Here is a 20,890-nt window from a genome sequence, read left to right as displayed (position 1 = left end):
TCGATAAAAATTACAGGTGTAAACACAATGCCGATCAGCGAAGCAGAAGCCCAGGTCATGCAGGTGTTGTGGGAGCGCCATCCGCGCGGCGCCGACGAGGTCGTGGCCGCGCTCGCGTCCAGCACCGACTGGGCCGAGCCGACGGTGAAGACCCTGCTCAACCGGCTGCTCAACAAAGGCGCGATCGAGGCGACCCGGGAGGGTCGCCGCTACCTCTACTCGCCGGTGCTGGCGCGCGAAGCCTGGGTGGCGCAGCAGAGCGAGGGCCTTCTGCAGCGGCTGTTCGGGGGGCGCGTGGCGCCGCTGGTCGCGCATTTCAGCGAGCGTGGCCGGCTGAGCGATGCCGATGTCGCCGAACTGCGGCGGCTGCTGGAGGAGATCGACGATGACGCCCGCTGACCTGTTCCGCTGGCTGCTGGAAAGCACCTGCGCCAGCAGCGCCGCGATCGTGCTGGTGCTGTTGCTGCGCCGGCCATTGCGCGCGGCGTTTGGCGCCAACGCGGCCTACCTGCTGTGGTTGCTGCTGCCGCTGGCGGTGCTGGCCGCGTCGCTGCCGGCGCGGGTGGTGCGGGTGGTGGCTCCGGAAGCCGTCGCCGCAGTGGGTGCTGGCACCGTCGTGGGAAGCGCGCCGTTGGCGCCCGTTGCAGGATCCGCTGCGTGGTTGCTGGTGGCCTGGCTTGCCGGCGCGATTGCGTTCGCGCTGTGGCAGGTCGTGTTGCAGCGACGTTTCCACCGTAGCCTGGGCATCGTGCGTGACGGCGCCGACGGACACCTGCGCGCCGAACGCAGCGCCGGCTTGCCAGCGGTGATCGGGCTGCGCGCCAGGATCGTGCTGCCGGCCGATTTCGAGGTCCGTTACAGCGTCGGCGAACGTGAACTCATCCTCGCCCACGAACGCATTCACATCGCGCGCCGCGACGTGCTCGGCAATGCCCTGCTGGCGGCGCTGCGCTGCGTGTACTGGTTCAACCCGCTGGCGTGGATCGCCGCCGACCGCTTCCGCCGTGACCAGGAGCTGGCCTGCGACGAAACCGTCGTTACCCGCCATCCCCATGCACGCCGTGTCTATGGCGAGGCGATGGTGAAAACCCAGCTGTCGGCGATGCCGGCGCCCCTGGCCTGCCACTGGTTCGGCAGCCATCCCCTCAAGGAGAGAATCGCCATGCTCAAGCGTCCCGTTCCCGGCACGCGTCGCGTGCTCGTTGGCCTCGTCGTGGCAGCCGCTGTCGTGTCGGGTGCCGCCTACGCCACCTGGGCCGCACGCCCGGCGACCATGGTTGCGACCGGCAACAGCGCAGCTGCCGCTGCGTCCCCTGAAGCGACCATCGATCTGGTTGCCGACAGCCAGCCGATGCGCGAGGTCGCGATCGAAGCCGCGAAACTGGCCGGCATCCGGGTGCTCAATCCGCAGATTCTGCCCGAAAAGCCGGTGTCGCTGCAGTTCAACCGGATGGAGATCCAGGTCGTGATGCAGATGCTGGGAGACGAAGCCGGGCTCGAAGCGGTGTTCGAGCCGGCGGGCGTGAGGTTCGTTGCGCGTCCGGAGACGGGCGGCGACAAGGCGCCGCCGCAGGCGGATGTCGCGGCCAACCTGTTGGCGCCGCCGAAGTATCCGGCCGATGCCGCAGCCAACAGGATCACGGGCAAGGTCGTGCTGATCGTCGATGTTGCCGCCGACGGTAGCGTCACGGATGCACGGGTCGAGAAGTCCGAGCCGGCCGGCGTGTTCGACCAGGTGTCGCTGGATGCGGTGAAGAGCTGGAAGTTCAAGCCGGCCGTGGAGAACGGCAAGCCGGTTGCCGGCCGCGTGCGCGTGCCGGTGAATTTCGCGATGGACCGCGACGAAGGCGACAAGGCCGGCGCCCCCGGTGGCAATGCCTGATCGGTGGATCGGAGCGGTGCGGCCGATGGCGAAACGCGTCGCGGCCGCGCAGGGCGCCGTGCCGCGGCAGGCGCCCACGGGCCGGTACATCGGGATGCTGGCAATGGTGACGTTGTCCATTGCAGCCGCAGGCTGCGCTACCCGCAGCGTCAGCGTCGACCACCGCATGCTGTTGCCGGAGGCAGGCGCGCGCCACGAACTCGCGCCGACGCAAGTGTTCGTGATGCCGGCGACGCTGGCTGCGCCGGAGCCGGCGTTCCCGGTCGTTGTCGACGCAAGCGAGCCGGTGGAGCTCGTGGTCTGCGCGGAGATCTGGTTGTCCGCGGACGGCGACGTCACCCGGGTCGTGCCGTTCGATGGTGCGCCGGAATGCGTGTCCGGCACGGAACCGCGCGCACAGGCCTATGCGCAGTCGGTGGCCGAAGCGCTGCGGCGCTGGGAGTTCACGCCGGCGATGATCTGCGAATTCCCGCCGCAGCTGGTGGAGAAACGCGAGCGCGGCGATTGCACCGGCCCGGAAGTCGCCGTGCGACGGGTGCCGGTGCGGCTCGATTACGCCTTCACTTTCAGTATCCGCAATGGCAGGAAGCAGGTCGGGGTTGCGCGCAAGCTGCAACCCGACGCCGCATCACCGGATCCTGCGGCGCATTGAGTCGCTCGCGCAGCGATCAATCCAGCACGTGCACCGCTGCCGTCAGCCGCTCCACCTCGTCGGCCGAATGGCTCACGTAGACGATCGGCAGCGCGGTTTCGTCGCGCACGCGCTGCAGGTAGGGAATCAACTCTTCGCGGCGCGCCTTGTCGAGGTTCGACAGGGGTTCGTCGAGCAGCAGGATGCGCGGCTGCGACAGTAGCGCGCGGCCGATCGCGACGCGCTGCGCCTCGCCGCCGGAGAGGTTGGCGGTGCGGCGTGCGAGCAGCGCGCCGATGCCGAGCAGGGCGACCACGTCGTCGAACGCGAATCGGGTGGATCCACTGGTACGGCGCCCGTAGCGCAGGTTGCCGCGCACGGTCAGGTGCGGGAACAGCCGCGCGTCCTGGAACACGTAGCCGACGTGGCGCTCGTGCACCGGGACATCGATGCGCGCGGCAGCGTCGAACAGGCAGCGTCCGTCGACCTCGATCCGGCCCTCGCGCGGCGTCACCAAGCCGGCGATCGCATGCAGCACCGAGGTCTTGCCGGCGCCGGAATGGCCGGCGAGGGCGATCACCCGCGCGCTGTCTTCGATGCGGACGTGGCGACGGAATCCGCCGCCATCGCGCGGGCCGCGTTCGAGCACGATGTCGAGCGCGAGCATCAGCGCGTCTCGCCGCCGCGCTGGCGACGCACCAGCCATTCGGATGCCAGCAGCGCCAATAGCGAAATGCCGACGGCCACCAGCGCCAGCCGCCAGATGCCGGCGTCGCCGCCGGGCACCTGCAGCAGGCCGTAGATCGCCGACGAGATCGTCTGCGTTTCGCCGGGGATGGCGGAGACGAAGGTGATCGTCGCCCCGAACTCGCCCAGCGCCTTGGCGAACGCCAGCACCGCGCCGGCGACGATGCCCGGCCACGCCAGCGGCAGCGTCACGCTGCGGAAGACGCGCCAAGGGGTTGCACCGAGCGTGGCCGCGGCCTGTTCGAGGCGGCGGTCGGCGGACTCGATCGACAGCCGGATCGTGCGCACCATCAGCGGGAAGCCCATCACCGCGCTGGCCAGCGCCGCGCCGGTCCAGCGGAACGCGACGCCGATGCCGAAATGCTGCATCAGGAAGCCGCCGACCACCCCGTGGTTGCCCAGCGCCACCAGCAGCACGTAGCCCACCACCACCGGCGGCAGCACCAGCGGCAGGTGCACCAGCGCATCGACCAGCGCCTTGCCGAAGAAGCGCTTGCGCGCCAGCAGCCAGCCGGTGGCGATGCCCAGCGGCAGGCTGGCCAGCGCCGCCACGGTGGCGACCTTCAGGCTCAGCGCGATGGCGGTCAGTTCGGCGGGTGTGAAGTCGAGCATGCGGGGTCGATGCGGGTGGAGGGCGCTAGGGTGCCATGACGCCGGGATCGGCATGGCCCGTTCCTGATGATCGCTGTAGCGGTCATGACCTTGTGACTTGTATGGCTTTTGTGGGTGCGGCCATGGCCGCTCCCACGCGTGGATTGCTTCCACTAAGGGAAAGAGGCGGATGCACCCGCGGCTCAGCGCACGCTGAAGCCGTGCTTGCGGAAGATCGCCGCCGCAGCTGGCCGGTGCAGCCACTGGACGAATGCCGCCGCCTGCGGGTGCCGGCTCGCCTTCACCTTCGCCACCGGATACACGATCGGCGGGTGCGACCCCTCCGGAAACGTCGCCAGCACCCGCACCCGCGGTTCGGCCCGTGCATCGCTGCCGTAGACCACGCCGAGCGGGGTTTCACCGCGCGCGACGAGCAGCAGTGCGGCGCGGACGTTCTCCGATTCGGCCGTGCGCGATTGCAGCGCGTCCCACATGCCCAGCGAGGTGAACGCCGCCTTCGCGTACTTGCCGGCCGGCACGCTGTCGACCAGGGCCAGCGCGATCCGGCCACGCTCGCCGAGCAACGGCAGCAGGTCGGTGCCCGCCTTGAGTGGCATCCCCTGCGCCGCGCTGTCCTTCGGCGCCACCAGCACCAGCGTGTTGCCGAGCAGCGCACTGCGCGTGGCGGTGTCGATCAGCCCTTTCGATTGCAGCTCGTCCATCCAGTCCAGGTCGGCGGACACGAACACGTCCGCGGGCGCGCCCTGTTCGATCTGCCGCGCCAGCGCCGAACTGCCGGCGTAGGACACGCGCACCGCCTGCCCGGTTTCGCGCTGGAAGGCGAGTGCGGCCTCGTCCATCGATTCCTTGAGGCTGGCGGCGGCGAACACGGTGAGCGGATCGGCCGCCTGCGCCGGCGCGAGCACGGCAAGGCCGGCGACGGCGAGGCAGGCGGCGAGGATGCGGCGTGCGAGGGAGCGGGTCATCTGGAATCCGGAGGGGCTTGGTGCAATGAGGGCAAAAGTGCAGGAGGTTGCCGTTATCGGCGGGCATCAGAACTCGGTGGGCATTCGCGAGCTGTTGGGTCACCGCGCCACATCACGGCGCCACGATCACCGTGATCGCCTCCACCTGCCGCACCCAGCGCGCCGGCCGCGCTTCGCCGGGCACGACCAGGCGCAGCGGGCCATCGTCATGGGCCAGCGCCTTGCCATCGCAGCGATCGACGAGGAATGCGGCGCGGTTGCCGAGCGTGGGATCGAACTCCGACAGCGCAAACAGCGCGCGATAGCCGTCGCGGCCGTCGACCTGCACGTAGCGCCCCAGGTGCGCACCGCGCAGCGGCTCCGCCGGCATCGCGCCGGTGGCCTGCAGCAGCGCGGCCAGCGCGACGCCTTCGCAATGCAGGATATGGTCGTGCGCGCTGGCGGTGACCGCTTCGCGCGGCAGCGCGGCCAGTGTCGCCGCATCGATCGGCACCACCACCGGCGAGGGCAGCGCCGGTGCCTGCGGAGGCGCGGCGTGCAGGCGCGGGTCGTGCGCGGGTGGCGCGCGGTCCGGCTCTGGCGCCGTTGTCGCATCCGGCGCGGGCGCGGGCAGTTGCGTGCGTGCCGGGCCGGTCGCCGCGCACGCGGAGAGCGTCAGGGCGATGACGATTGCGATCGAATGTCTTGGCATGGCCATCCAGGGGTTTGCATGCAGGAGCGCTGCCGAAAACAGTCGCGCCAAGGGGCGCGCCTACAGGGTATCCAGCGGCACCTTGAAATAGCGCACGCCATTGTCCTCCGCTTCCGGCAGCGCGCCGGCGCGGATGTTGGCCTGCACCGAGGGGATGATCAGCGCCGGCATCGCCAGGGTCGCGTCGCGCGCCTGACGCAGGCGCACGTATTCGTCCTCGTGTGTGTCGTCGCGGACGTGGATGTTGGCGCGCTTCTGTTCGCCGATCGTGGTCTCGCAGGCCGGTTCGCGGCCGCCAGGGCCGTAGTCGTGGCAGACGAAGACGCGGGTGTCGTCGGGCAGCGTGTCGTACAGGCGGCGGATCGAGCGGTAGAGCACGGGCGCACTGCCGCCGGGGAAGTCGCAGCGCGCGGTGCCGCCGTCGGGCATGAACAGCGAGTCGCCGGTGAACAGCGCGTCGCCGATGAGATACGCGACGCTGTCGCTGGTGTGCCCGGGCACCGCAATCACGCGCGCGGTGATGCCGCCGATGGCGAATGCTTCGTCGTCGGCGAACAGGTGGTCGAACTGCGAGCCGTCAACCGGGAAGCGGTCGCCGAGATTGAAGACCGGGCGGAAGGTTTGCTGCACGGTGCGGATGCCGGCGCCGATGGCCAGCACCGCATCGGGGAAATGCCGCGTCTTGAGCCAGTGCGAGGCCGAAAGATGGTCGGCGTGGGCGTGGGTTTCCAGCAACCAGCGCACGTTCGCGCAGCGTTCGCGCACCGCATCCACCAGCGCCTGCGCCGACGACGTGGCGGTGCGCCCGGACGCGGCGTCGTAATCGAGCACCGGATCGACCAGCGCGGCCTCGCCACTGTCCGGGTCGAGCACGAGGTAGCTCCAGGTGCCGGTGCCGGCGTGGCGGAACGGAAGGACGGCGGGACGCATTGCGGGCCTCCGCGGTGCGGGGAGCGACAGTATCGCGCAGCCCGGCGATGCACGCAGAAGGTGGGGCATGGCGACTCCACGAGGACTACCATGCCCGCAGGCCACAGGAGCACGTCCCCATGACCCCACGCATCGCATTCGCGGCCGCCTGTCTGCTGGCGCCGCTGTTTGCCACCGTCGCGATCGCAGCCGACCCGCCCGGAGCGGCGATACCCGCGGCCGCGCCGACGGAAGCCACCGCGCCCGCAATCCTCGCCCGTCAACCGCTGCCGCGCGTGTACAGCGCCGGCCAGCCCGCCGCCAACGAGTGGGCGGGCATCGCCGGGCATGGCGTCACCACCGTGATCGACCTGCGCCCGGACAGCGAACGCCCTGGTCGCGACGAGGCCGCGGAAGTGCGGGCGGCCGGAATGGCCTATCACCCGATCCCCGTCGCCGGTGCCCACGACCTGACGCCAGAAGCCGCGCGCACGCTGTGGCAGGCGATCGACGCCGCCCCCGGCAAGGTGCTGGTGCACTGCGCCTCCGGCAACCGCGCCGGCGCGCTGCTGGCGATCGCCGCGGCGCGCGAGGGCGGCATGACACCGGAGCAGGCGCTCGAACTCGGTCGCGAGGGCGGCATGACCAGCACCGAGCCGCGGGTGCGCGAGGTGCTTGGATTGCCGGCGGCATCGGGTAATCCGTAGCGGCGCGCGCCTTGCGATGCTGCCGCGATTCGACGCGGGCGATGTCCTGGATGTTCCATAGAAGCGGCTTCAGCCGCGAGCTTTTGATGCACCAGCTGATTCACCGGGCGGCCGCGCGAAAAGCTCGCGGCTGAAGCCGCTCCTACAGCCGCTCCTGCAGGTTCGACAAGTGTGCGCTGGCTGCGGCCTCAGTCGCCCAGCGCCTCGTTGAGCACCTGCGCCAGCCGGTACGCTGCCTGGCGCACGCGCTGCTCGGCCAGCGGGCGGTATTCGTCGAGGTAGGCCTTGTCGAGCTTGTGCGTGTCGGTCGGATACAGCCCGCGCGCGTCGACCAGGCGGCAGGATTCGCCGGCCCAGGCTTCCGGGGCGCTGCGCCCGGCCTCGGTCATCGGGGGCCAGGGCAGGGTGTCGAGGCGGTTGGCGTACGGCGTCACCGCCTTGCGATCGGCGCCGAAGCCGGCGCTGCCGAGGATGTAGTAGTCCCACACCGAATGCAGGTTGGTGCCCATCACGCCGTCGGCATAGTGCTTGCGCGCATAGGCTTCGGGCTGCAGGTCGGTGCGCAGGCTGATCTGGTAGCCGTTGCCGCCGGCGTCGGTGTGGTTGGTGGCGTGCAGCGGCTGGTGCACGTCGCCGACGAAATGGACCACGAACTTCAGCGCGTCGCGGCGCGCGGCCAGCGGCTGGCTGCGGTCGGCGAGGATCGCCAGCTGGTTTTCGATCGCGCCGACCACGCAGTTGCCGTCCGGGCAGTCGCGCGCGGCGTCGTAGCGGCAGTCCGCGCCGGGCGCGGTGTTGACGTAATGCCACTTCGAGGTGGCCTTGAACCGCGCCGGGTCCTCGTCGCGCAGGGTGTCGGCCCAGGCGGCGACGCCGGCCAGGGTCGGATCGGCCTCGCCGGCCAGCAGCCGCGCGACTTCCGCCCCGGCCGCGGGCGTGAGGTGGCGCTGCGCCAGTTCGCCGACCAGGCGGTGGCCGAGCTGGGCCCAGCCCATTGCGGCGGGCGCCAAAAGCAGCAGGAAAGTGGCGAGAAGCAGGCGTGGCATCGTTTTCATGGCGGAATGGGGCTCGGCAGGGCTGAAAGCGCGGGCGGGAAACGGCTAAAATAACGTGCTTTTTCCCTTTCCGTCTTTTCCCCGTCTTTCCTTGCAGGAGCGTGACATGGCGATCAAGGTTGGTATCAATGGTTTCGGCCGCATCGGGCGCAACGTGTTGCGTTCGGCCATTGAGAATTTCGGCAACGACATCGAGATCGTCGCCATCAATGACCTGCTGGAACCGGACTACCTGGCCTACATGCTGCAGTACGACTCCGTGCACGGTCGCTTCAAGGGCGAGGTGCAGGTCGACGGCGGCAACATCATCGTCAACGGCAAGAAGATCCGCCTGACCCAGGAGCGCGACCCGGCCAACCTCAAGTGGGGCGAGGCGGGCGTGGACGTGGTGATCGAATCCACCGGCCTGTTCCTGACCAAGGAAACCGCGCAGAAGCACCTCGACGCCGGCGCGAAGAAGGTGATCCTGTCGGCGCCGTCGAAGGACGACACGCCGATGTTCGTCTATGGCGTCAACGACAAGAGCTACAAGGGCGAGGCGATCATCTCCAACGCCTCGTGCACCACCAACTGCCTGGCGCCGATCGCCAAGGTGTTGCATGACAAGTGGGGCATCAAGCGCGGCCTGATGACCACCGTGCACGCCGCCACCGCCAGCCAGAAGGTCGTCGACGGCCCGTCCAACAAGGACTGGCGCGGCGGGCGCGGCATCCTCGAGAACATCATCCCCTCGAGCACCGGTGCGGCCAAGGCCGTGGGCGTGGTGATCCCGGAGCTCAACAAGAAGCTCACCGGCATGAGCTTCCGCGTGCCGACCTCCGACGTGTCGGTGGTCGACCTGACCGTGGAGCTGGACAAGCCGGCCAGCTACGACGAGATCAAGGCCGAGATGAAGGCGCAGAGCGAAGGCGCGCTGAAGGGCATCCTCGGCTACACCGAAGACAAGGTGGTCGCCACCGATTTCCGCGGCGACACCCGCACCTCGATCTTCGACGCCGAGGCCGGCATCGCGCTCGACTCCACCTTCGTCAAGCTGGTGAGCTGGTACGACAACGAGTGGGGCTATTCGAACAAGTGCCTGGAGATGGTGCGCGTCATCGCGAAGTAGGCCGTGACGGCATCGCCGCATCGAGGAAAGCCCCGCATTCGCGGGGCTTTTTCTTGGCGCCGGACTCAGGTGGGCACGGCTGCCATCCGGCGAACCGCCAGCAGGCCGCTGACGAATGCGTTGAACGCGAAGTACAGGCTCCCGGCTGCGAACAGCTGCCAAGGCCCGATCGCCATCCGCAGGCCACCGGGGTCGCCGGGCTGCAGGGGCAATGCCAGCTGGTGAACCGTTGTTTCGTCAAAACCCCAGCGCGGCACGGGCAAATCCTTCGCGATGACCAGGATCAGCATCACCGCGATGCATTGCACGGCAAGCCTGAGGCCATCGGCAAACCACGTGCCGTCGCGCCGGGCCGTGGCGAACACCAGCCACTTGCCGACGAGCAGCCATGCCAAGGAGAATAGCACCCAGGGGCTCGAGGCGCTGCGCTGCAGTTGCCATGCCACCAGCACGGCCGCGACCAGGCCGAATCCGGTCAACACCAGCGCACGCAGTTTGTGGAGCAGGCTCTGCGAGCGGGCAGCGGCGAACAGGCCGATGAGCCCCAGCAGTGCGGGAAACTCCAGCCCCACCAGCGCCATGCCACCGAGCACGGCATCGCGGCCCGCGTCCATGGGCGCGGCCCAGGTCCAGGCGAGGAAGGCCGCCGTGATCGCGTCCGGCAGCGCCGCCAGCAAGCGGCCGTGCCACTGCGTTTCCACCATCACCTGCCGGCGCCCTCCGCGGGGACGCCATCGCACGAAGTCCCTTGCCCGCATCACCCGAAACTCCGCATCAGCGGCCACGCCTTCGCCCAGTCGAGCTTCAGGTCGCGGCAGACGTAGATGTCGGGGTGCCCGCTTTCCTCGTTCTGCACGCCGTGCGGGATGCGCACGCGCCCGGCCAGGGTGCAGGTGGCCGGGACATCGGCGATGCCTTCGGCGTCGTCGCCCAGCACGATCACCGTGGTCGGCGGCGGGTCACCGTAGCCGCGCGCCCAGTAGGAGTTGATGCCGCTGATCGCCCTGGGCAATCCGTGCGCCGGGCCGTAGCGGTTGATCGCGCCGGCCTCGCCGTAGTTGTTGGCGTAGATGGCGGTGCGCGCGCGTTCCGCTTCGGGGAGCGCCTGGTAGACCGCGGCGACCTGCGCGACGAGCTCGGGCCAACCCACCTGTTCGGCAAAGTTGTCGTGGAACTCGCGGCTGATGCGCCAGCCCTGCGAACCGATCGGCGCCAGCGGCAGCGCCACCAGCGCGGTCGTCGCCAGTGCGGCGAGCAGCACCAGCGCGGTCACGCCACGCGCCACGAACACGCCACGCGGCCGCAGGCGCGCCATGCCGCGTTCCAGCAGCACCGCGCCCGCCGCCAGCAGCATCGGATAGGCCGGCGCCAGGTAATAGTCGCGCGCGCTGGCCAGCCAGAACAGCAGCAGCGCGGTCGCGTACAGCCAGGCCAGCACGCGCCATTGCCGCGCGGATGCGGCGAAGGCGAGCCATGCCAGCCCGATCAGCCACAGCCACGCCAGCAGCGGACCGGCACCGAGCATCAGCTGTCCGCCGAAGAAATCCCCGGTGCGCCCGATCCGCACGTCGCGGGCATGGATGTGCTGGACGAAGTCGAGATAGACGAAGTCGTGTCGCCACTGCCACCAGGCGTTGGGCGCGAACACCAGCAGCGACAGCGCCACGCCCGCCCACAACCATGGATTGGTCAGTTGCCGTCGCAGCGGCGTCGCAAGCACCGCGACGACGATGCCGGCCGAGCAGAACAGCATCGTGTAGCGGGTCATCATCCCCAGCCCGATCACCAAACCGAGCCCGAGCCACCAGCGTGGGTCACCGCCGTTGGCGAGCTTCAGCAGCATCCACGCCGCCAGCACCCACCACAGGTAATCGGGGCTGGTGTACTGCAGCATCGAGCCGGCGAGCATGGAGAACGGCACGCAGGCGACCGCGGTCGCCGCCACCACCTGTGCGAAGCGATGGCCGCCCAGTTCGCGCGCGATCAAGCCGGAGAACAGCACTGCCAGCGCCTGCGCCAGCGCCGACGGCGCGCGGAATGCCGTCAGCGAATCGCCGAACAGCTGCATCGACACGTGGGCGAGGAACGGCACCAGCGGCGGGTAGGCGACGTAGCCCCAGGCGAGATGGTGGGCGTCGTCGAGCACCGCCAGCTCGTCGCGATGGAAGCCGTACTGGCCGTTGGTCAACAGGTGCAGCAGCAGGCGGGCCAGCGCAAGCGCGAGCAGTGGGCCCAGCGCCGGCCGCGACAGTGCGCCGTGCCAGAGCCTGAAATGTGGCGTCGCCATCAACTGTCCCCCGCATGCCCCGCGCCAGCTTACGCGCGTGCGGCATCGCTTCCGAATGCCGGAAGTCGTGCCCGCGGCGGGCTCAGCCGGTGGCCGAGCGGATCAGCAGCTTGAGCTTGTCGGGTACGCCGTCCCACTGTCTCGCATCGGGCAGCGCCGGCTTCTTGCGGTCGATCACCGGCCACAGCGGCGCCAGTTCGGCGTTGATCGCGAGGAAGTGCTCCTGCCCGCCGGGCACGTCGTCCTCCGGGTAGATCGCGCCCACCGGGCATTCGGCCACGCACAGGGTGCAGTCGATGCAGCTTTCCGGGTCGATGACGAGGAAGTTCGGGCCCTCGTGGAAGCAGTCGACCGGGCACACTTCGACGCAGTCGGTGTGCTTGCAGTTGATGCAGTTCTCGGTGACGACGTGGGTCACGATGCGCGATGCGTTGGCGGAGGCGCACAGTCTGGCGCGCGCGATCGTGCGCTGCCCTGACCTGGATCAAGGCCGCCGTGGCCGGGGCAGGGGACAATCGTGGCCCGCCGCACTTCCGGGACGCGCGAACCGCTTGCGAATCCGCGCCGAGCCCGCATCTTCCCCCCATGCCCACGCAACCCACCCACGACCAGATCGCGGCCCTCGTCGACCGCTTCTACGACCGCATCCAGGTCCATCCCATGCTTGGGCCAGTGTTCAACGCCGCCGTCGACGACTGGGACGAGCACAAGCGGCTGCTGGTGTCGTTCTGGACTTCGGTGGTCCTGCGCGCTGGTACCTATCGCGGCAACCCGATGTCCGCGCACCGCTCGCATCCGATCACCACCGAACACTTCGTGCAGTGGCTCGAACTGTGGCGCACCACGGCGGACGAAATGCTGGCGCCCGAACACGCCGAACTGCTGCACGAGTACGCCGGGCGCATCGGCCGCAGCCTGCGCTACGGCCTCGGGCTGCCCGAACCGGGCCAGGCGCATTCGCCATTCGGCCCGGCGGTGCCGTCGGGCGACGGCTGACGGCTGGTCGTCGTCAAAACTGCCCGGGGGCGTAGCGACGCCTGGCCGCAGGTCGGACCGCGCGTCCGACGCTTCCTGACGCTCGGGTTCAGGCGAGCGCCGCGAGCGCGGCGTCGTAGTCGGGCTCCTCGCCGATCTCGTTGACCAGCTGCGCGTGGACCACGCGGTCGTCGGCGTCGAGCACCACCACCGCGCGCGCGGCCAGCCCGGCCAGCGGGCCGTCGGCGATCGCCACGCCGTAACCTTCGAGGAATTCGCGCCCGCGCATCGTCGACAGCATCACCACGCGCTCCAGGCCCTCGGCGCCGCAGAAGCGCGCCTGCGCGAACGGCAGGTCGGCGGAGATGCCCAGCACCACTGCGTTGTCCGGCTTCGACGCCAGTTCGTTGAACTTGCGCAGCGCGGTGGCGCACACGCCGGTATCCACGCTGGGAAAGATGTTGAGCAGCTTGCGCTTGCCCGAGAACGAGGCCAGCGCCACGTCCGACAGGTCCTTGCCGACCAGCGTGAACGGACGCGCTTGCTCGCCGGCGACGGGGAAACGGCCGGCGACATTGACGGGCTTGCCGTGGAGGGTGACCTGGGACATGGCATGACTCCTGGATGCAGAAAGGGATTGGACAGCGGCCCGTGCGCGCAGTGCGTGGGCGGTCAATAGAACATCAGCTTGGCGAGTACCACGATGCCGGCCATCAGGCACAGCACGACGTGGTGGGTGCGCCGGAACCGGCACGGATCCATTGTCCCACGCATTCCCGCGCGCACGGCGGTGACGAACACCGCCAGCACGCCGAACGCCAGCGCCACCTTGATCGACAGCAGCCAGCCGAAGCGCGAACCGAGGCAGGAAAATCCATTGCAGCGGATGTCGAACAGGGCGAACCCGCTCAGGAACAACAGCGCCACCACCCCCGGCATGAAGCGCCGCACCCGCGCCATCACCGCCGCCTCGATCCGCGCCATCACTTCGTGCTCGAACTGCCGGTGCAGGGATTCGAGCACCAGCACCTCGAACGCCACCGCGCCGACGAAGACGATTGCGCAGGACAGGTGCAGCAGAAGGATTAGCGGGTACCAGGCGGCCATCGCGGCCAGCGTGCGCCGCGCGGCACGTCGTCGCATTGACCTGCGTCAATCGCGGCTTTGTGGGCGGCGGCTCCAGCCACGAGTTGTTCCACCTCGATCCGTCAGAGCAACAGCCCTTCTCCCGCTTGCGGGAGAAGGTGCCCGGAGGGCGGATGAGGGAGCGCGAGCGCAGCGAAGCGCTGCTTTTGACTTTGGCTTCTGGTTATCGGGAGAAGGGCAAGAGCAGCTCGCTGCGCTCGCACCCTCGTCCGGCGCTGCGCGCCACCTTCTCCCGCAAGCGGGAGAAGGGCTTTCGTGGAGCCGCCTTCGCGTACGGGCGAAGGAGGGGCTCTGGGGTGATCGCCGCCGGCATCGCCGGTTTGCCTGCGCCCCCGGGCACCCGGACAATGGCGCCTCGCCGACCGCTTCTGCGCAAGCCGCGTTGCCGGCCTGCGTTTCCCGCGGCCCCGATGCCCTTCCTTCCCCGACGAAAACACCCCATGACCATCCAGCGAATGAGCGACCTCGACCTGTCCGGCAAGCGCGTGCTGATCCGGCAAGACCTCAACGTCCCCGTCGACGGCGGCAAAGTCACCTCCGACCAGCGCATCACCGCCTCCCTGCCCACCTTGCGTGCCGCGCTCGATGCCGGCGCCGCGGTGATGGTGATGTCGCACCTGGGACGGCCGAAGGAGGGCACGTGGAGCGAGGCCGATTCGCTGGCGCCGGTAGCCGCGCGGCTGTCGGAGCTGCTCGGGCGCGAGGTGCCGCTGGTGCGCGACTACCTCGACGGCATCGACATCGCCCCCGGCCAGCTGGTGCTGCTGGAGAACTGCCGCATGAACGTCGGCGAGAAGGCCGACGACGAAGCGCTGGCGAAGCAGTACGCCGCGCTGTGCGACGTCTTCGTCATGGACGCCTTCGGCACCGCGCATCGCGCGCAGGCGTCCACCCACGGCGTGATCCGCTTCGCGAAGCAGGCCGCCGGCGGGCCGCTGCTGATGGGGGAGCTCGATGCGCTGGCCAAGGCGCTCGACAACCCGGCGCGCCCGCTGCTGGCGATCGTCGCCGGCTCCAAGGTCAGCACCAAGCTCGAATTGCTGTCGTCGCTGGTCGGCAAGGTCGACCAGCTGATCGTCGGCGGCGGCATCGCCAACACCTTCATCGCCGCCGAGGGCTTCGGCGTCGGCAAGTCGCTGGTCGAGGCCGACCTGGTCGACACCGCGAAGCAGATCATGGCCGACGCCAAGGCGCGCGGCGCCGATATCCCGGTGCCCACCGACGTGGTGGTCGCGCCGGAGTTCAAGGCCGATGCGCCGGCGACGGTGAAGGCGGTGGACGCGATCGGCGCCGACGACATGGTGCTCGATATCGGCCCGGAGACCGCGAAGCGCTATGCGCAGATGATCGCGAACGCCGGCACCGTGGTGTGGAACGGCCCGGTCGGGGTGTTCGAGTTCGACGCGTTCGGCAAGGGCACCGAAACCCTGGCGCGTGCGATCGCGGCATCGAAGGCGTTCTCGATCGCCGGCGGCGGCGACACCCTCGCGGCCGTCGACAAGTACGGCATCGCCGACGACGTGTCCTACATCTCCACCGGCGGCGGTGCGTTCCTGGAATTCCTCGAAGGCAAGACCCTGCCCGCGGTGGCCGCGCTGGCCCAGCGCGGCGGCTGACGTTCGCGGAAAGAAGGGCCCACACGGCGTGCCATGGCGACCGGCACGTCGCACGCGGAAAGGCGAAGGTGACCGCGGTGCCGGATGAATGCGTGGCGCATCACAGTCCGGTCACCACGTCACGCGCCGCTTACATCGCGCCTCCGGGCCGCTGCTAGCGTGGCCCTGCGGCGATGGGCCGCGGGGAGCCAAGGAGTCTTGCATGCGTCAATCTTCCGGGATCGTCGCCGCGTTCGCGGTCGCAGCGGCACTGGCATCACTGGCGGCGATCGCGAAACAGCCGGGCCCCGAATGGCCTGGTACCTACGTCTATTACGACCAGGCCGGCAACGTCGTCGGCGAGGCCAACAACGCCCTGTGCAAACCACAGGCGGCCTGGGGCGTGGTGACGGCAACCTACGAATACCGCCTTGGATGCGGCTTCACCTACTGAAGGCCGCTGACGAGGTCCATGCGGAAACGGGCGCGCCTTGTCCATCGCTTGTCGAGGCAGGGCAGTTCCGGGGCGCCGGGCAATCGGCATGTGCATGCCGTGCCCGTCGTTGCCGGAGCCATCCCGTGATGACGCGGCATGGGCCCGATACGCGGCTTGAACCCAACGGAGGCTCACGATGAAAGTTTCGATGTCGCACGCGAAGTTGATCGTACTGGGCGCTTTCCTGGCCATCTCGGCCAGCACCGGGGCAGCAACCAGCGCCGCCAATTGCTGCTACCCCGGCTCGGTGGTGTATTACGACGGAGCCGGCACCGTCGTCGGCGTACGCATGTTCGGCTGCGGCGACCCGGGCTGGGGAATCGTCACGTCGAACTCGAAGACCTACAACGGCTGCATCATGTAACCGCTGCACGTATCGCGATCCGCGCAACGGCCCGGTTTTCCGGGCCGTTGTGCTTCTCCCGCTCGCGAGCATGCGCGGCCGTATTCGACGACAGGCCGGATGAGACTACACCGGCAGTGACGACACCCCGGGTGCGGTCGACGGGCCGCAGGATCGCCGGCAATGCGCCCATGCAATTGCATGATCGGACCAGTCCATGGCCCCGATCAGCCGACATTGCGCGTGGCGGGAGCCAGGTCGTCGACGGCACCGGCATGGAGTAGTAGCCTGCCCCTTGGGGACAGGGGATGCGGCGCGATGCGTGGACTATGGGGAGTGGGGTTGCTGTGGCTGGCGGCAACGGCGCAGGCGGGGGAAGACATCCACAAACGGGGTGACTTCGAGTTTTTCGTGGCGCCGGCACCAGGATTCGTGCAGGAGCGCGCGCTGCCAGCGCAATGGCCGGTGGACGCGTCCGGCGCCGATGCGCCGTGGCGCACCTGGCGATTGGACGAGCAGGTTGACTGGCGCCGCGGCGGTTACGTGGACTTCTTCGACTATGCGTTCGAGGCGCGCGCGCCCTCCCTGATCGGAGATGCCGGCAAGTTCACCATCACCTTCAACCCGGAATATCAGCGCCTGTTGATCCATCGCGTGGAGCTGAGGCGGGATGGCCAATGGCTCAGCCGGTTGGATCCGGAGCACATCTCGCTGGCCCGCCGCGAGCGCGGCTTCGAAGATGACACGTCCGACGGGCAGGTCACCGCGCTGCTGGTGCTCGACGACGTTCGCATCGGTGACGTGGTCCGCGTCTCCTACACTGTAGACGGCAGCAATCCGGTGCTCGCCGGGCAGGAATTGGCCAGCGCGTACTTCGGCTGGCGCAACCCCATCCTCGATGCCCGTCTGCGGGTGATCGGCGATCCGGGCACGCAGTTCAACGTCGACCAGCAACATGGCGCACCGGAGCCGGTTCTCGCACAGACCGCGACGGGCGCCGAAGTACTGCTTGCAGCGCATGCCGCGGAGTCGGTCATCGATGAAAAGGACTATCCGGCCTGGTACCAGCCATTTCCACATGCGCAGGTCAGCGTGCAGCGCAGCTGGGCGGGCGTGGTGGACTGGGCGCTGCCGCTATATCCGGTGGTCACAGGGCCGCTGCCGGCCGACCTTGAAGCGAAGCTTCAACAATGGAGGCAGCTTGCCGACGACAAGGCACGCCTGAAGGCGGCGGTGCGCGCAGTGCAGGACGAAGTGCGCTATTTCGGCGTCGAGATGGGCGAGAACACCCACCGGCCAGCCGCTCCCGCCGATACCTGGCGCCGCCGTCGGGGTGACTGCAAGGACAAGGTCTACCTGCTGGTGACGCTGTTGCAGCGACTGGGTATCGACGCCGAGCCCGCGCTCACGTCGATGTCGAGCGGTCGCTCGGCCGGCGAACGGGTACCGTCGGCGTCTGTATTCGACCATGTCATCGTCCGTGCGCGTGTCGGCGGTGTCGATGTCTGGGTCGATGCCACTGCGACCCAGCAGGGCGGCGAGCCGGGTGATGCGGACCTGAGCGCGTTCGGCATCGCGCTGCCCATCGTGGCGGGCACAGTTGCACCGGTTGCGATCGCCGAGCCCGCGCGCCGGTTGTCCGAGGTGGCAGTAGTGGAGCGCTACTTCCCCGATGACGACGCCCACCAGGTGCGCTTCGAAGTTTCCACGACCTATCGCGGTGCCTACGCCGATACGCGCCGCAAAGCGATCTCAGGCGAGCGCAGCGACGATCGCGCAAAGCGATACGCGGACTATTACCGCAAGCGCTTCGGCCAGCTGCGGCAGGTCGCAGAACCGGTTGTCGCCGACGACCGCGAGGCCAACGTGCTGCGCATCGACGAAGCCTACGTGCTCGCGGCGCCTTTCGAGGATGACGGCGGGATGACCCGGCGGCTCGACGTACGCGCCGACACGCTCGACACAGTCGCGATATTGCCGCCGGCGATGGTGCGCAAGGGGCCGCTGTACTTCGCCCGCCCGGGACGCTACCGGCATGAGGTTCGCATCAGCATCCCGCAGCGTTGGAAGCCGAAGTTCGGCACGGAAGACGAACACATCGAGGGCAAGGCATTCGATTTCCGCCGCAGCGTGCAGGTCGAAGGCAATGAAGCGGTGCTGCGCTACGACCTCGGCGTGCAAGAGCCTGACGTCGCCGTCGACGATACGGGCCACCATCTCGAAAACCTGCGCCTTGTCCGCGACGAGCTCGGCGCCAGCCTGCGCTTCGAAATGCCGCGAAGCGACGACGCAGACGCGCGCGCGAAGCGACTGCAGGAGCTGCTGCGTGGCGTGTCGTCGCCGGGCACGTCGTCTTCCAGAGAATCGACCCCGAGGGGAGCCAAGCCATGAATCGCGATCGTCATCCACGCCTGCGCCGTCCGCGGCCGCTGCTACTCGCCGCGCTGCTGGCGCTGGCCGTTCCAACGCTTCCGGCCGCAGAGCCATCCGGAGGCTTCGATGCTGCCGCGACATGGCAGCATTTCCTCGCCACTGCCGGTACCGACGGGTCGGGCAGTCCGTACGACTCGCTCGATCTCCTCGAAATCATCGGTTATGACGAGCATGCCGTCGACGCCGTTGCCTGCGAAGCGCACCGGGAACAGGTCGCGAAGGCGGTCGAAATGGCGCCGGTGAGCATCGCACTGCGCCATGCCGCGCTGCTGTGCGCACAGGCAATCACCGATACGGCCGCTGCCGCCCGCGAGTCGGCCGCGCTGGACGCATTGTCCGCGCTGGCGCTGTCCCAGGCCGATGTTGCCGATCCCAGCCTGGCGCTGCCCATTCGGGTCATGGGCAAGCAAGACATGCGGACCTTGCTCGTGCTCGCTGGGCTCGAATCGCGCTACGAGTACTACATCAGTCCCCGACCGATACGGTTCCTGCCCTATGTCGTGGCAGTAGGTGACCCGGAAACCGGTGGCGAGCGCCACCTGATGTTCGACATGGTTGATACCATGAACGCCGCCGTGCGCAGTGATCCCTATTCGGGCTATCCGATGCAGCGCCTGCAGCTGAGTGATGCGTTGGTGGATGCAGAGGCCGCCAACGGCCAGCTGGCCGCGATCGATGCGAAGGCGGTGCGCGAGGCATCGATGGCCAATGGCGTTGATGCCCGGATCGAGGCTGTCCGCATCGCGGCAGGCGAGGGCGGCATCCAGTCGCTTGCTACATGGCTGCTTCTTTGCCAGCAGGCACCGGCGAACCCAAGCTGCTCGAGTGGGCTCGTCGATGCCCTTCTGGCCGGTGCCGAACAGCGACATGCGCTGCCGATGGCAATGCTGTCATACGCCTACGCTACCGGGACCGGAGTAGGGAAGGACGAAGCCGCCGCGGCTACGTTGCTCGACGATGCGGACGAGCGCTGGGCGCCGGCATCGGCGAGCGGATTCGTGGCGAGTCTTGCCCTGGCGACCACGCCCAAAACCGACATCCCCGCATTCTTCCGGGCGCGCGCCGATCGCGCGATTGCCGCGGGGGATCGTGCAACGATGCTGCTCGACGCCTCGCAGCGGATGGCGCGGGCGCTGCCGCTGGACGAGCGGCAGCTCATCGCGTTCGCTACGCCCGCCTACAACGCGCGCGGCGCGGGCCATGAGCTGCTCGCGCGAGATGCGCTGCTACGCAAGGATGTCCCGTCGGCGCTCGATTGGACTCGTCGCGCGGCACAGGCCGGCAACCCCTGGGGCGAGGACCAATATGCATGGCAGCTGCGTTTCGGGCGCGACGTCGCCAAGGATCGTGTCGCGGCGCAGGCGTGGTTGAAGGCCGCGGCGCACGATGCGAAGCCGATGGCGGCGCGGATCCTTGCCGGCGATGCCGATGCGGTCCAGGACTGGGACCAGGCGATGGCATGGCTGTTCGAGCCCGCGTCACGCGGTGACATGGAAAGCCTGCTGGCACTGGCCGGACTGATGGTGTCTGGCGTTGCCGGCGACGACAAGGTGGCTACCGGCCTGGAGGTGTACCGCAGCCTGGCCGATGAGGCCGACCTGCCTGAAGCGCGACGGCGGCTGGCGTCGCTGGCATTACGCGGCGATGGCATGGAAAAGTCGCCGGCCAAGGCCGAGGCCTGGTTGCGCAAGGACGCCGAGCGTGGCGACCATGTGTCCGAGGCGATGCTTGGCGGTGCGCTGCTGCGTGGCGACCTGGGCAAGGTTGATGAAGTCGAGGGCCAGCGCTGGATGGAGCGTGCGATCGCCGCCAAGGAGGCGGCGGCCTACGTCGAGTACGGTGCGTGGCTGTTCTACACGAAGGACACGCCCGATTCGCGTCGCCGTGCGATGGAAATTTGGTCGCAGGGCGTCGAGCTTGGACAGTCGATGGCTGCGAACAACCTTGCATGGGCGCTGTGTACCTCGCCGGACGACGCCATCCGAGATCCGAAGCATGGTCTCGAGGTCGGTGCGAAGATCGGCGACGTGGATGAGATCGACCCCGGCTTCCTAGACACCGTGGCTGCATGCCATGCCGCAACCGGCGACTACGAAACTGCGGTGCGGATGCAAAACAACGTGGTCGAGCGGTTCGATGGACAGGCGAAGGCCCGGCCCGGTGATACGGCAATGGCGGAAACTGCCAAGCGCGCCGCGGGGCGGCTCGCGCTTTATCAGGCCGGCAAGCCGTACCTGGAAGCCAGCCGGGATTAGCCAGCCGCCACGGGTGCGGTGGCGGGCCCGGCGACCGCTGCCAGGGGATGTAA

At 68.8% G+C, this 20,890-nt stretch carries 22 protein-coding genes; 11 read left to right on the top strand and 11 right to left on the bottom strand.

The genetic code is table 11. The annotated features are described in order from the left end of the window. The first annotated feature begins 27 nt into the window (after nucleotides 1–27). Genes ACTJIL_RS10280 through ACTJIL_RS10270 form a run of 3 tightly spaced genes read left to right on the top strand, consistent with a single transcriptional unit; the run spans nucleotide 28 to nucleotide 2,534 of the window. Nucleotides 28–399, top strand: coding sequence for a BlaI/MecI/CopY family transcriptional regulator (locus ACTJIL_RS10280; RefSeq protein ID WP_440755419.1), 372 nt, complete (start codon nucleotides 28–30; stop codon nucleotides 397–399). Further along, the gene (locus ACTJIL_RS10275) at nucleotides 386–1,882 is read left to right on the top strand and encodes a TonB family protein (protein WP_440755418.1); all 1,497 of its coding nucleotides are present in this window, start codon (nucleotides 386–388) and stop codon (nucleotides 1,880–1,882) included. Before ACTJIL_RS10280 ends, ACTJIL_RS10275 begins: the two co-directional genes overlap by 14 nt. A 25-nt stretch (nucleotides 1,883–1,907) precedes the next feature. Further along, the gene (locus ACTJIL_RS10270) at nucleotides 1,908–2,534 is read left to right on the top strand and encodes a hypothetical protein (RefSeq protein ID WP_440755417.1); all 627 of its coding nucleotides are present in this window, start codon (nucleotides 1,908–1,910) and stop codon (nucleotides 2,532–2,534) included. A gap of 16 nt (nucleotides 2,535–2,550) precedes the next feature. Here the strand turns inward: ACTJIL_RS10270 and ACTJIL_RS10265 are convergent, their stop codons facing one another. From ACTJIL_RS10265 to ACTJIL_RS10245, 5 genes are all read right to left on the bottom strand, one after another. After that, entirely contained in the window at nucleotides 2,551–3,180 is a 630-nt protein-coding gene (locus ACTJIL_RS10265; protein ID WP_440755416.1) for an ATP-binding cassette domain-containing protein, read from the bottom strand. Further along, nucleotides 3,180–3,872, bottom strand: coding sequence for a molybdate ABC transporter permease subunit (gene modB, locus ACTJIL_RS10260; RefSeq protein WP_440755415.1), 693 nt, complete (start codon nucleotides 3,870–3,872; stop codon nucleotides 3,180–3,182). Before modB ends, ACTJIL_RS10265 begins: the two co-directional genes overlap by 1 nt. Before the next feature lie 182 nt (nucleotides 3,873–4,054). Further along, nucleotides 4,055–4,837, bottom strand: a complete 783-nt coding sequence (gene modA, locus ACTJIL_RS10255; RefSeq protein ID WP_440755414.1) for a molybdate ABC transporter substrate-binding protein — start codon at nucleotides 4,835–4,837, stop codon at nucleotides 4,055–4,057. Nucleotides 4,838–4,949: 112 nt separating this feature from the next. Continuing rightward, complete coding sequence (locus ACTJIL_RS10250; protein WP_440755413.1) at nucleotides 4,950–5,534, bottom strand: molybdopterin-dependent oxidoreductase; 585 nt, start codon at nucleotides 5,532–5,534, stop codon at nucleotides 4,950–4,952. A 54-nt stretch (nucleotides 5,535–5,588) separates the two neighbouring features. Then, complete coding sequence (locus ACTJIL_RS10245) at nucleotides 5,589–6,458, bottom strand: MBL fold metallo-hydrolase (RefSeq protein ID WP_440755412.1); 870 nt, start codon at nucleotides 6,456–6,458, stop codon at nucleotides 5,589–5,591. 119 nt (nucleotides 6,459–6,577) lie between these two features. Here ACTJIL_RS10245 and ACTJIL_RS10240 point away from each other — a divergent pair, with 119 nt between their 5' ends. Then, nucleotides 6,578–7,144, top strand: coding sequence for a beta-lactamase hydrolase domain-containing protein (locus ACTJIL_RS10240; RefSeq protein ID WP_440755411.1), 567 nt, complete (start codon nucleotides 6,578–6,580; stop codon nucleotides 7,142–7,144). A 188-nt stretch (nucleotides 7,145–7,332) separates the two neighbouring features. Here ACTJIL_RS10240 and ACTJIL_RS10235 read toward each other — a convergent pair whose 3' ends face one another. Then, nucleotides 7,333–8,199, bottom strand: a complete 867-nt coding sequence (locus tag ACTJIL_RS10235; RefSeq protein ID WP_440755410.1) for a S1/P1 nuclease — start codon at nucleotides 8,197–8,199, stop codon at nucleotides 7,333–7,335. A gap of 106 nt (nucleotides 8,200–8,305) precedes the next feature. Here ACTJIL_RS10235 and gap point away from each other — a divergent pair, with 106 nt between their 5' ends. Further along, nucleotides 8,306–9,307 carry a type I glyceraldehyde-3-phosphate dehydrogenase gene (gene gap, locus ACTJIL_RS10230; RefSeq protein WP_440755409.1) on the top strand — a complete coding sequence of 334 codons (1,002 nt, stop codon included), beginning with the start codon at nucleotides 8,306–8,308 and terminating at the stop codon, nucleotides 9,305–9,307. A 65-nt stretch (nucleotides 9,308–9,372) separates the two neighbouring features. Here gap and ACTJIL_RS10225 read toward each other — a convergent pair whose 3' ends face one another. The 3 genes from ACTJIL_RS10225 to fdxA all read right to left on the bottom strand — a co-directional run bounded on the left by ACTJIL_RS10225 (nucleotide 9,373) and on the right by fdxA (nucleotide 12,012). After that, nucleotides 9,373–9,984, bottom strand: a complete 612-nt coding sequence (locus ACTJIL_RS10225) for a hypothetical protein (RefSeq protein WP_440755408.1) — start codon at nucleotides 9,982–9,984, stop codon at nucleotides 9,373–9,375. Nucleotides 9,985–10,064: 80 nt separating this feature from the next. Continuing rightward, complete coding sequence (locus tag ACTJIL_RS10220) at nucleotides 10,065–11,594, bottom strand: glycosyltransferase family 39 protein (RefSeq protein ID WP_440755407.1); 1,530 nt, start codon at nucleotides 11,592–11,594, stop codon at nucleotides 10,065–10,067. Between the two features lie 82 nt (nucleotides 11,595–11,676). After that, a complete protein-coding gene (fdxA, locus tag ACTJIL_RS10215; protein WP_440755406.1) occupies nucleotides 11,677–12,012 on the bottom strand; it encodes a ferredoxin FdxA in 336 nt (111 codons plus the stop codon). Between the two features lie 167 nt (nucleotides 12,013–12,179). Here fdxA and ACTJIL_RS10210 point away from each other — a divergent pair, with 167 nt between their 5' ends. Further along, nucleotides 12,180–12,590 (top strand): group III truncated hemoglobin, encoded by a 411-nt coding sequence (locus ACTJIL_RS10210; RefSeq protein WP_440755405.1) that lies wholly within the window; start codon nucleotides 12,180–12,182, stop codon nucleotides 12,588–12,590. 88 nt (nucleotides 12,591–12,678) lie between these two features. On the opposite strand, the gene tpx is transcribed toward ACTJIL_RS10210, so the two are convergent. Both tpx and ACTJIL_RS10200 read right to left on the bottom strand, forming a co-directional pair. Further along, nucleotides 12,679–13,179 (bottom strand): thiol peroxidase, encoded by a 501-nt coding sequence (gene tpx, locus ACTJIL_RS10205; protein WP_440755404.1) that lies wholly within the window; start codon nucleotides 13,177–13,179, stop codon nucleotides 12,679–12,681. Between the two features lie 62 nt (nucleotides 13,180–13,241). Beyond that, nucleotides 13,242–13,712, bottom strand: coding sequence for a CopD family copper resistance protein (locus ACTJIL_RS10200; protein WP_440755403.1), 471 nt, complete (start codon nucleotides 13,710–13,712; stop codon nucleotides 13,242–13,244). Nucleotides 13,713–14,155: 443 nt separating this feature from the next. On the opposite strand from ACTJIL_RS10200, the gene ACTJIL_RS10195 reads away from it, so the two are divergent. From ACTJIL_RS10195 to ACTJIL_RS10175, 5 genes are all read left to right on the top strand, one after another. After that, entirely contained in the window at nucleotides 14,156–15,331 is a 1,176-nt protein-coding gene (locus ACTJIL_RS10195) for a phosphoglycerate kinase (protein ID WP_440755402.1), read from the top strand. Nucleotides 15,332–15,533: 202 nt separating this feature from the next. After that, nucleotides 15,534–15,764, top strand: coding sequence for a hypothetical protein (locus ACTJIL_RS10190; RefSeq protein ID WP_440755401.1), 231 nt, complete (start codon nucleotides 15,534–15,536; stop codon nucleotides 15,762–15,764). Nucleotides 15,765–15,942: 178 nt separating this feature from the next. After that, nucleotides 15,943–16,170: a DUF6289 family protein gene (locus tag ACTJIL_RS10185; RefSeq protein ID WP_440755400.1), complete on the top strand. Its 228-nt coding sequence runs from the start codon at nucleotides 15,943–15,945 to the stop codon at nucleotides 16,168–16,170. Between the two features lie 321 nt (nucleotides 16,171–16,491). After that, nucleotides 16,492–18,540 (top strand): DUF3857 domain-containing transglutaminase family protein, encoded by a 2,049-nt coding sequence (locus tag ACTJIL_RS10180; RefSeq protein WP_440755399.1) that lies wholly within the window; start codon nucleotides 16,492–16,494, stop codon nucleotides 18,538–18,540. After that, a complete protein-coding gene (locus ACTJIL_RS10175) occupies nucleotides 18,537–20,837 on the top strand; it encodes a tetratricopeptide repeat protein (protein WP_440755398.1) in 2,301 nt (766 codons plus the stop codon). The genes ACTJIL_RS10180 and ACTJIL_RS10175 overlap by 4 nt, the downstream gene beginning before the upstream one ends. Nucleotides 20,838–20,890: the final 53 nt, after the last annotated feature.

The organism is Luteimonas sp. 22616 (genome assembly GCF_052044325.1).
In the GTDB taxonomy this organism is placed as follows: Bacteria; Pseudomonadota; Gammaproteobacteria; order Xanthomonadales; family Xanthomonadaceae; genus Luteimonas.
Note: the sequence above shows the minus strand (reverse complement) of the source record. Positions and strands in the feature narration are given on the sequence as shown.

What these genes read in the sequence shown, in the direction of transcription:
- ACTJIL_RS10235 (WP_440755410.1), bottom strand. Translation starts at nt 8,199, where the DNA reads ATGAAAACGATGCCACGCCTGCTTCTCGCCACTTTCCTGCTGCTTTTG.
- ACTJIL_RS10175 (WP_440755398.1), top strand. Translation starts at nt 18,537, where the DNA reads ATGAATCGCGATCGTCATCCACGCCTGCGCCGTCCGCGGCCGCTGCTA.
- ACTJIL_RS10250 (WP_440755413.1), bottom strand. Translation starts at nt 5,534, where the DNA reads ATGGCCATGCCAAGACATTCGATCGCAATCGTCATCGCCCTGACGCTC.
- ACTJIL_RS10280 (WP_440755419.1), top strand. Translation starts at nt 28, where the DNA reads ATGCCGATCAGCGAAGCAGAAGCCCAGGTCATGCAGGTGTTGTGGGAG.
- tpx (WP_440755404.1), bottom strand. Translation starts at nt 13,179, where the DNA reads ATGTCCCAGGTCACCCTCCACGGCAAGCCCGTCAATGTCGCCGGCCGT.
- ACTJIL_RS10220 (WP_440755407.1), bottom strand. Translation starts at nt 11,594, where the DNA reads ATGGCGACGCCACATTTCAGGCTCTGGCACGGCGCACTGTCGCGGCCG.
- ACTJIL_RS10240 (WP_440755411.1), top strand. Translation starts at nt 6,578, where the DNA reads ATGACCCCACGCATCGCATTCGCGGCCGCCTGTCTGCTGGCGCCGCTG.
- modB (WP_440755415.1), bottom strand. Translation starts at nt 3,872, where the DNA reads ATGCTCGACTTCACACCCGCCGAACTGACCGCCATCGCGCTGAGCCTG.
- ACTJIL_RS10190 (WP_440755401.1), top strand. Translation starts at nt 15,534, where the DNA reads ATGCGTCAATCTTCCGGGATCGTCGCCGCGTTCGCGGTCGCAGCGGCA.
- ACTJIL_RS10210 (WP_440755405.1), top strand. Translation starts at nt 12,180, where the DNA reads ATGCCCACGCAACCCACCCACGACCAGATCGCGGCCCTCGTCGACCGC.
- gap (WP_440755409.1), top strand. Translation starts at nt 8,306, where the DNA reads ATGGCGATCAAGGTTGGTATCAATGGTTTCGGCCGCATCGGGCGCAAC.
- ACTJIL_RS10195 (WP_440755402.1), top strand. Translation starts at nt 14,156, where the DNA reads ATGACCATCCAGCGAATGAGCGACCTCGACCTGTCCGGCAAGCGCGTG.
- ACTJIL_RS10265 (WP_440755416.1), bottom strand. Translation starts at nt 3,180, where the DNA reads ATGCTCGCGCTCGACATCGTGCTCGAACGCGGCCCGCGCGATGGCGGC.
- ACTJIL_RS10185 (WP_440755400.1), top strand. Translation starts at nt 15,943, where the DNA reads ATGAAAGTTTCGATGTCGCACGCGAAGTTGATCGTACTGGGCGCTTTC.
- ACTJIL_RS10245 (WP_440755412.1), bottom strand. Translation starts at nt 6,458, where the DNA reads ATGCGTCCCGCCGTCCTTCCGTTCCGCCACGCCGGCACCGGCACCTGG.
- ACTJIL_RS10275 (WP_440755418.1), top strand. Translation starts at nt 386, where the DNA reads ATGACGCCCGCTGACCTGTTCCGCTGGCTGCTGGAAAGCACCTGCGCC.
- ACTJIL_RS10270 (WP_440755417.1), top strand. Translation starts at nt 1,908, where the DNA reads ATGGCGAAACGCGTCGCGGCCGCGCAGGGCGCCGTGCCGCGGCAGGCG.
- ACTJIL_RS10200 (WP_440755403.1), bottom strand. Translation starts at nt 13,712, where the DNA reads ATGCGACGACGTGCCGCGCGGCGCACGCTGGCCGCGATGGCCGCCTGG.
- modA (WP_440755414.1), bottom strand. Translation starts at nt 4,837, where the DNA reads ATGACCCGCTCCCTCGCACGCCGCATCCTCGCCGCCTGCCTCGCCGTC.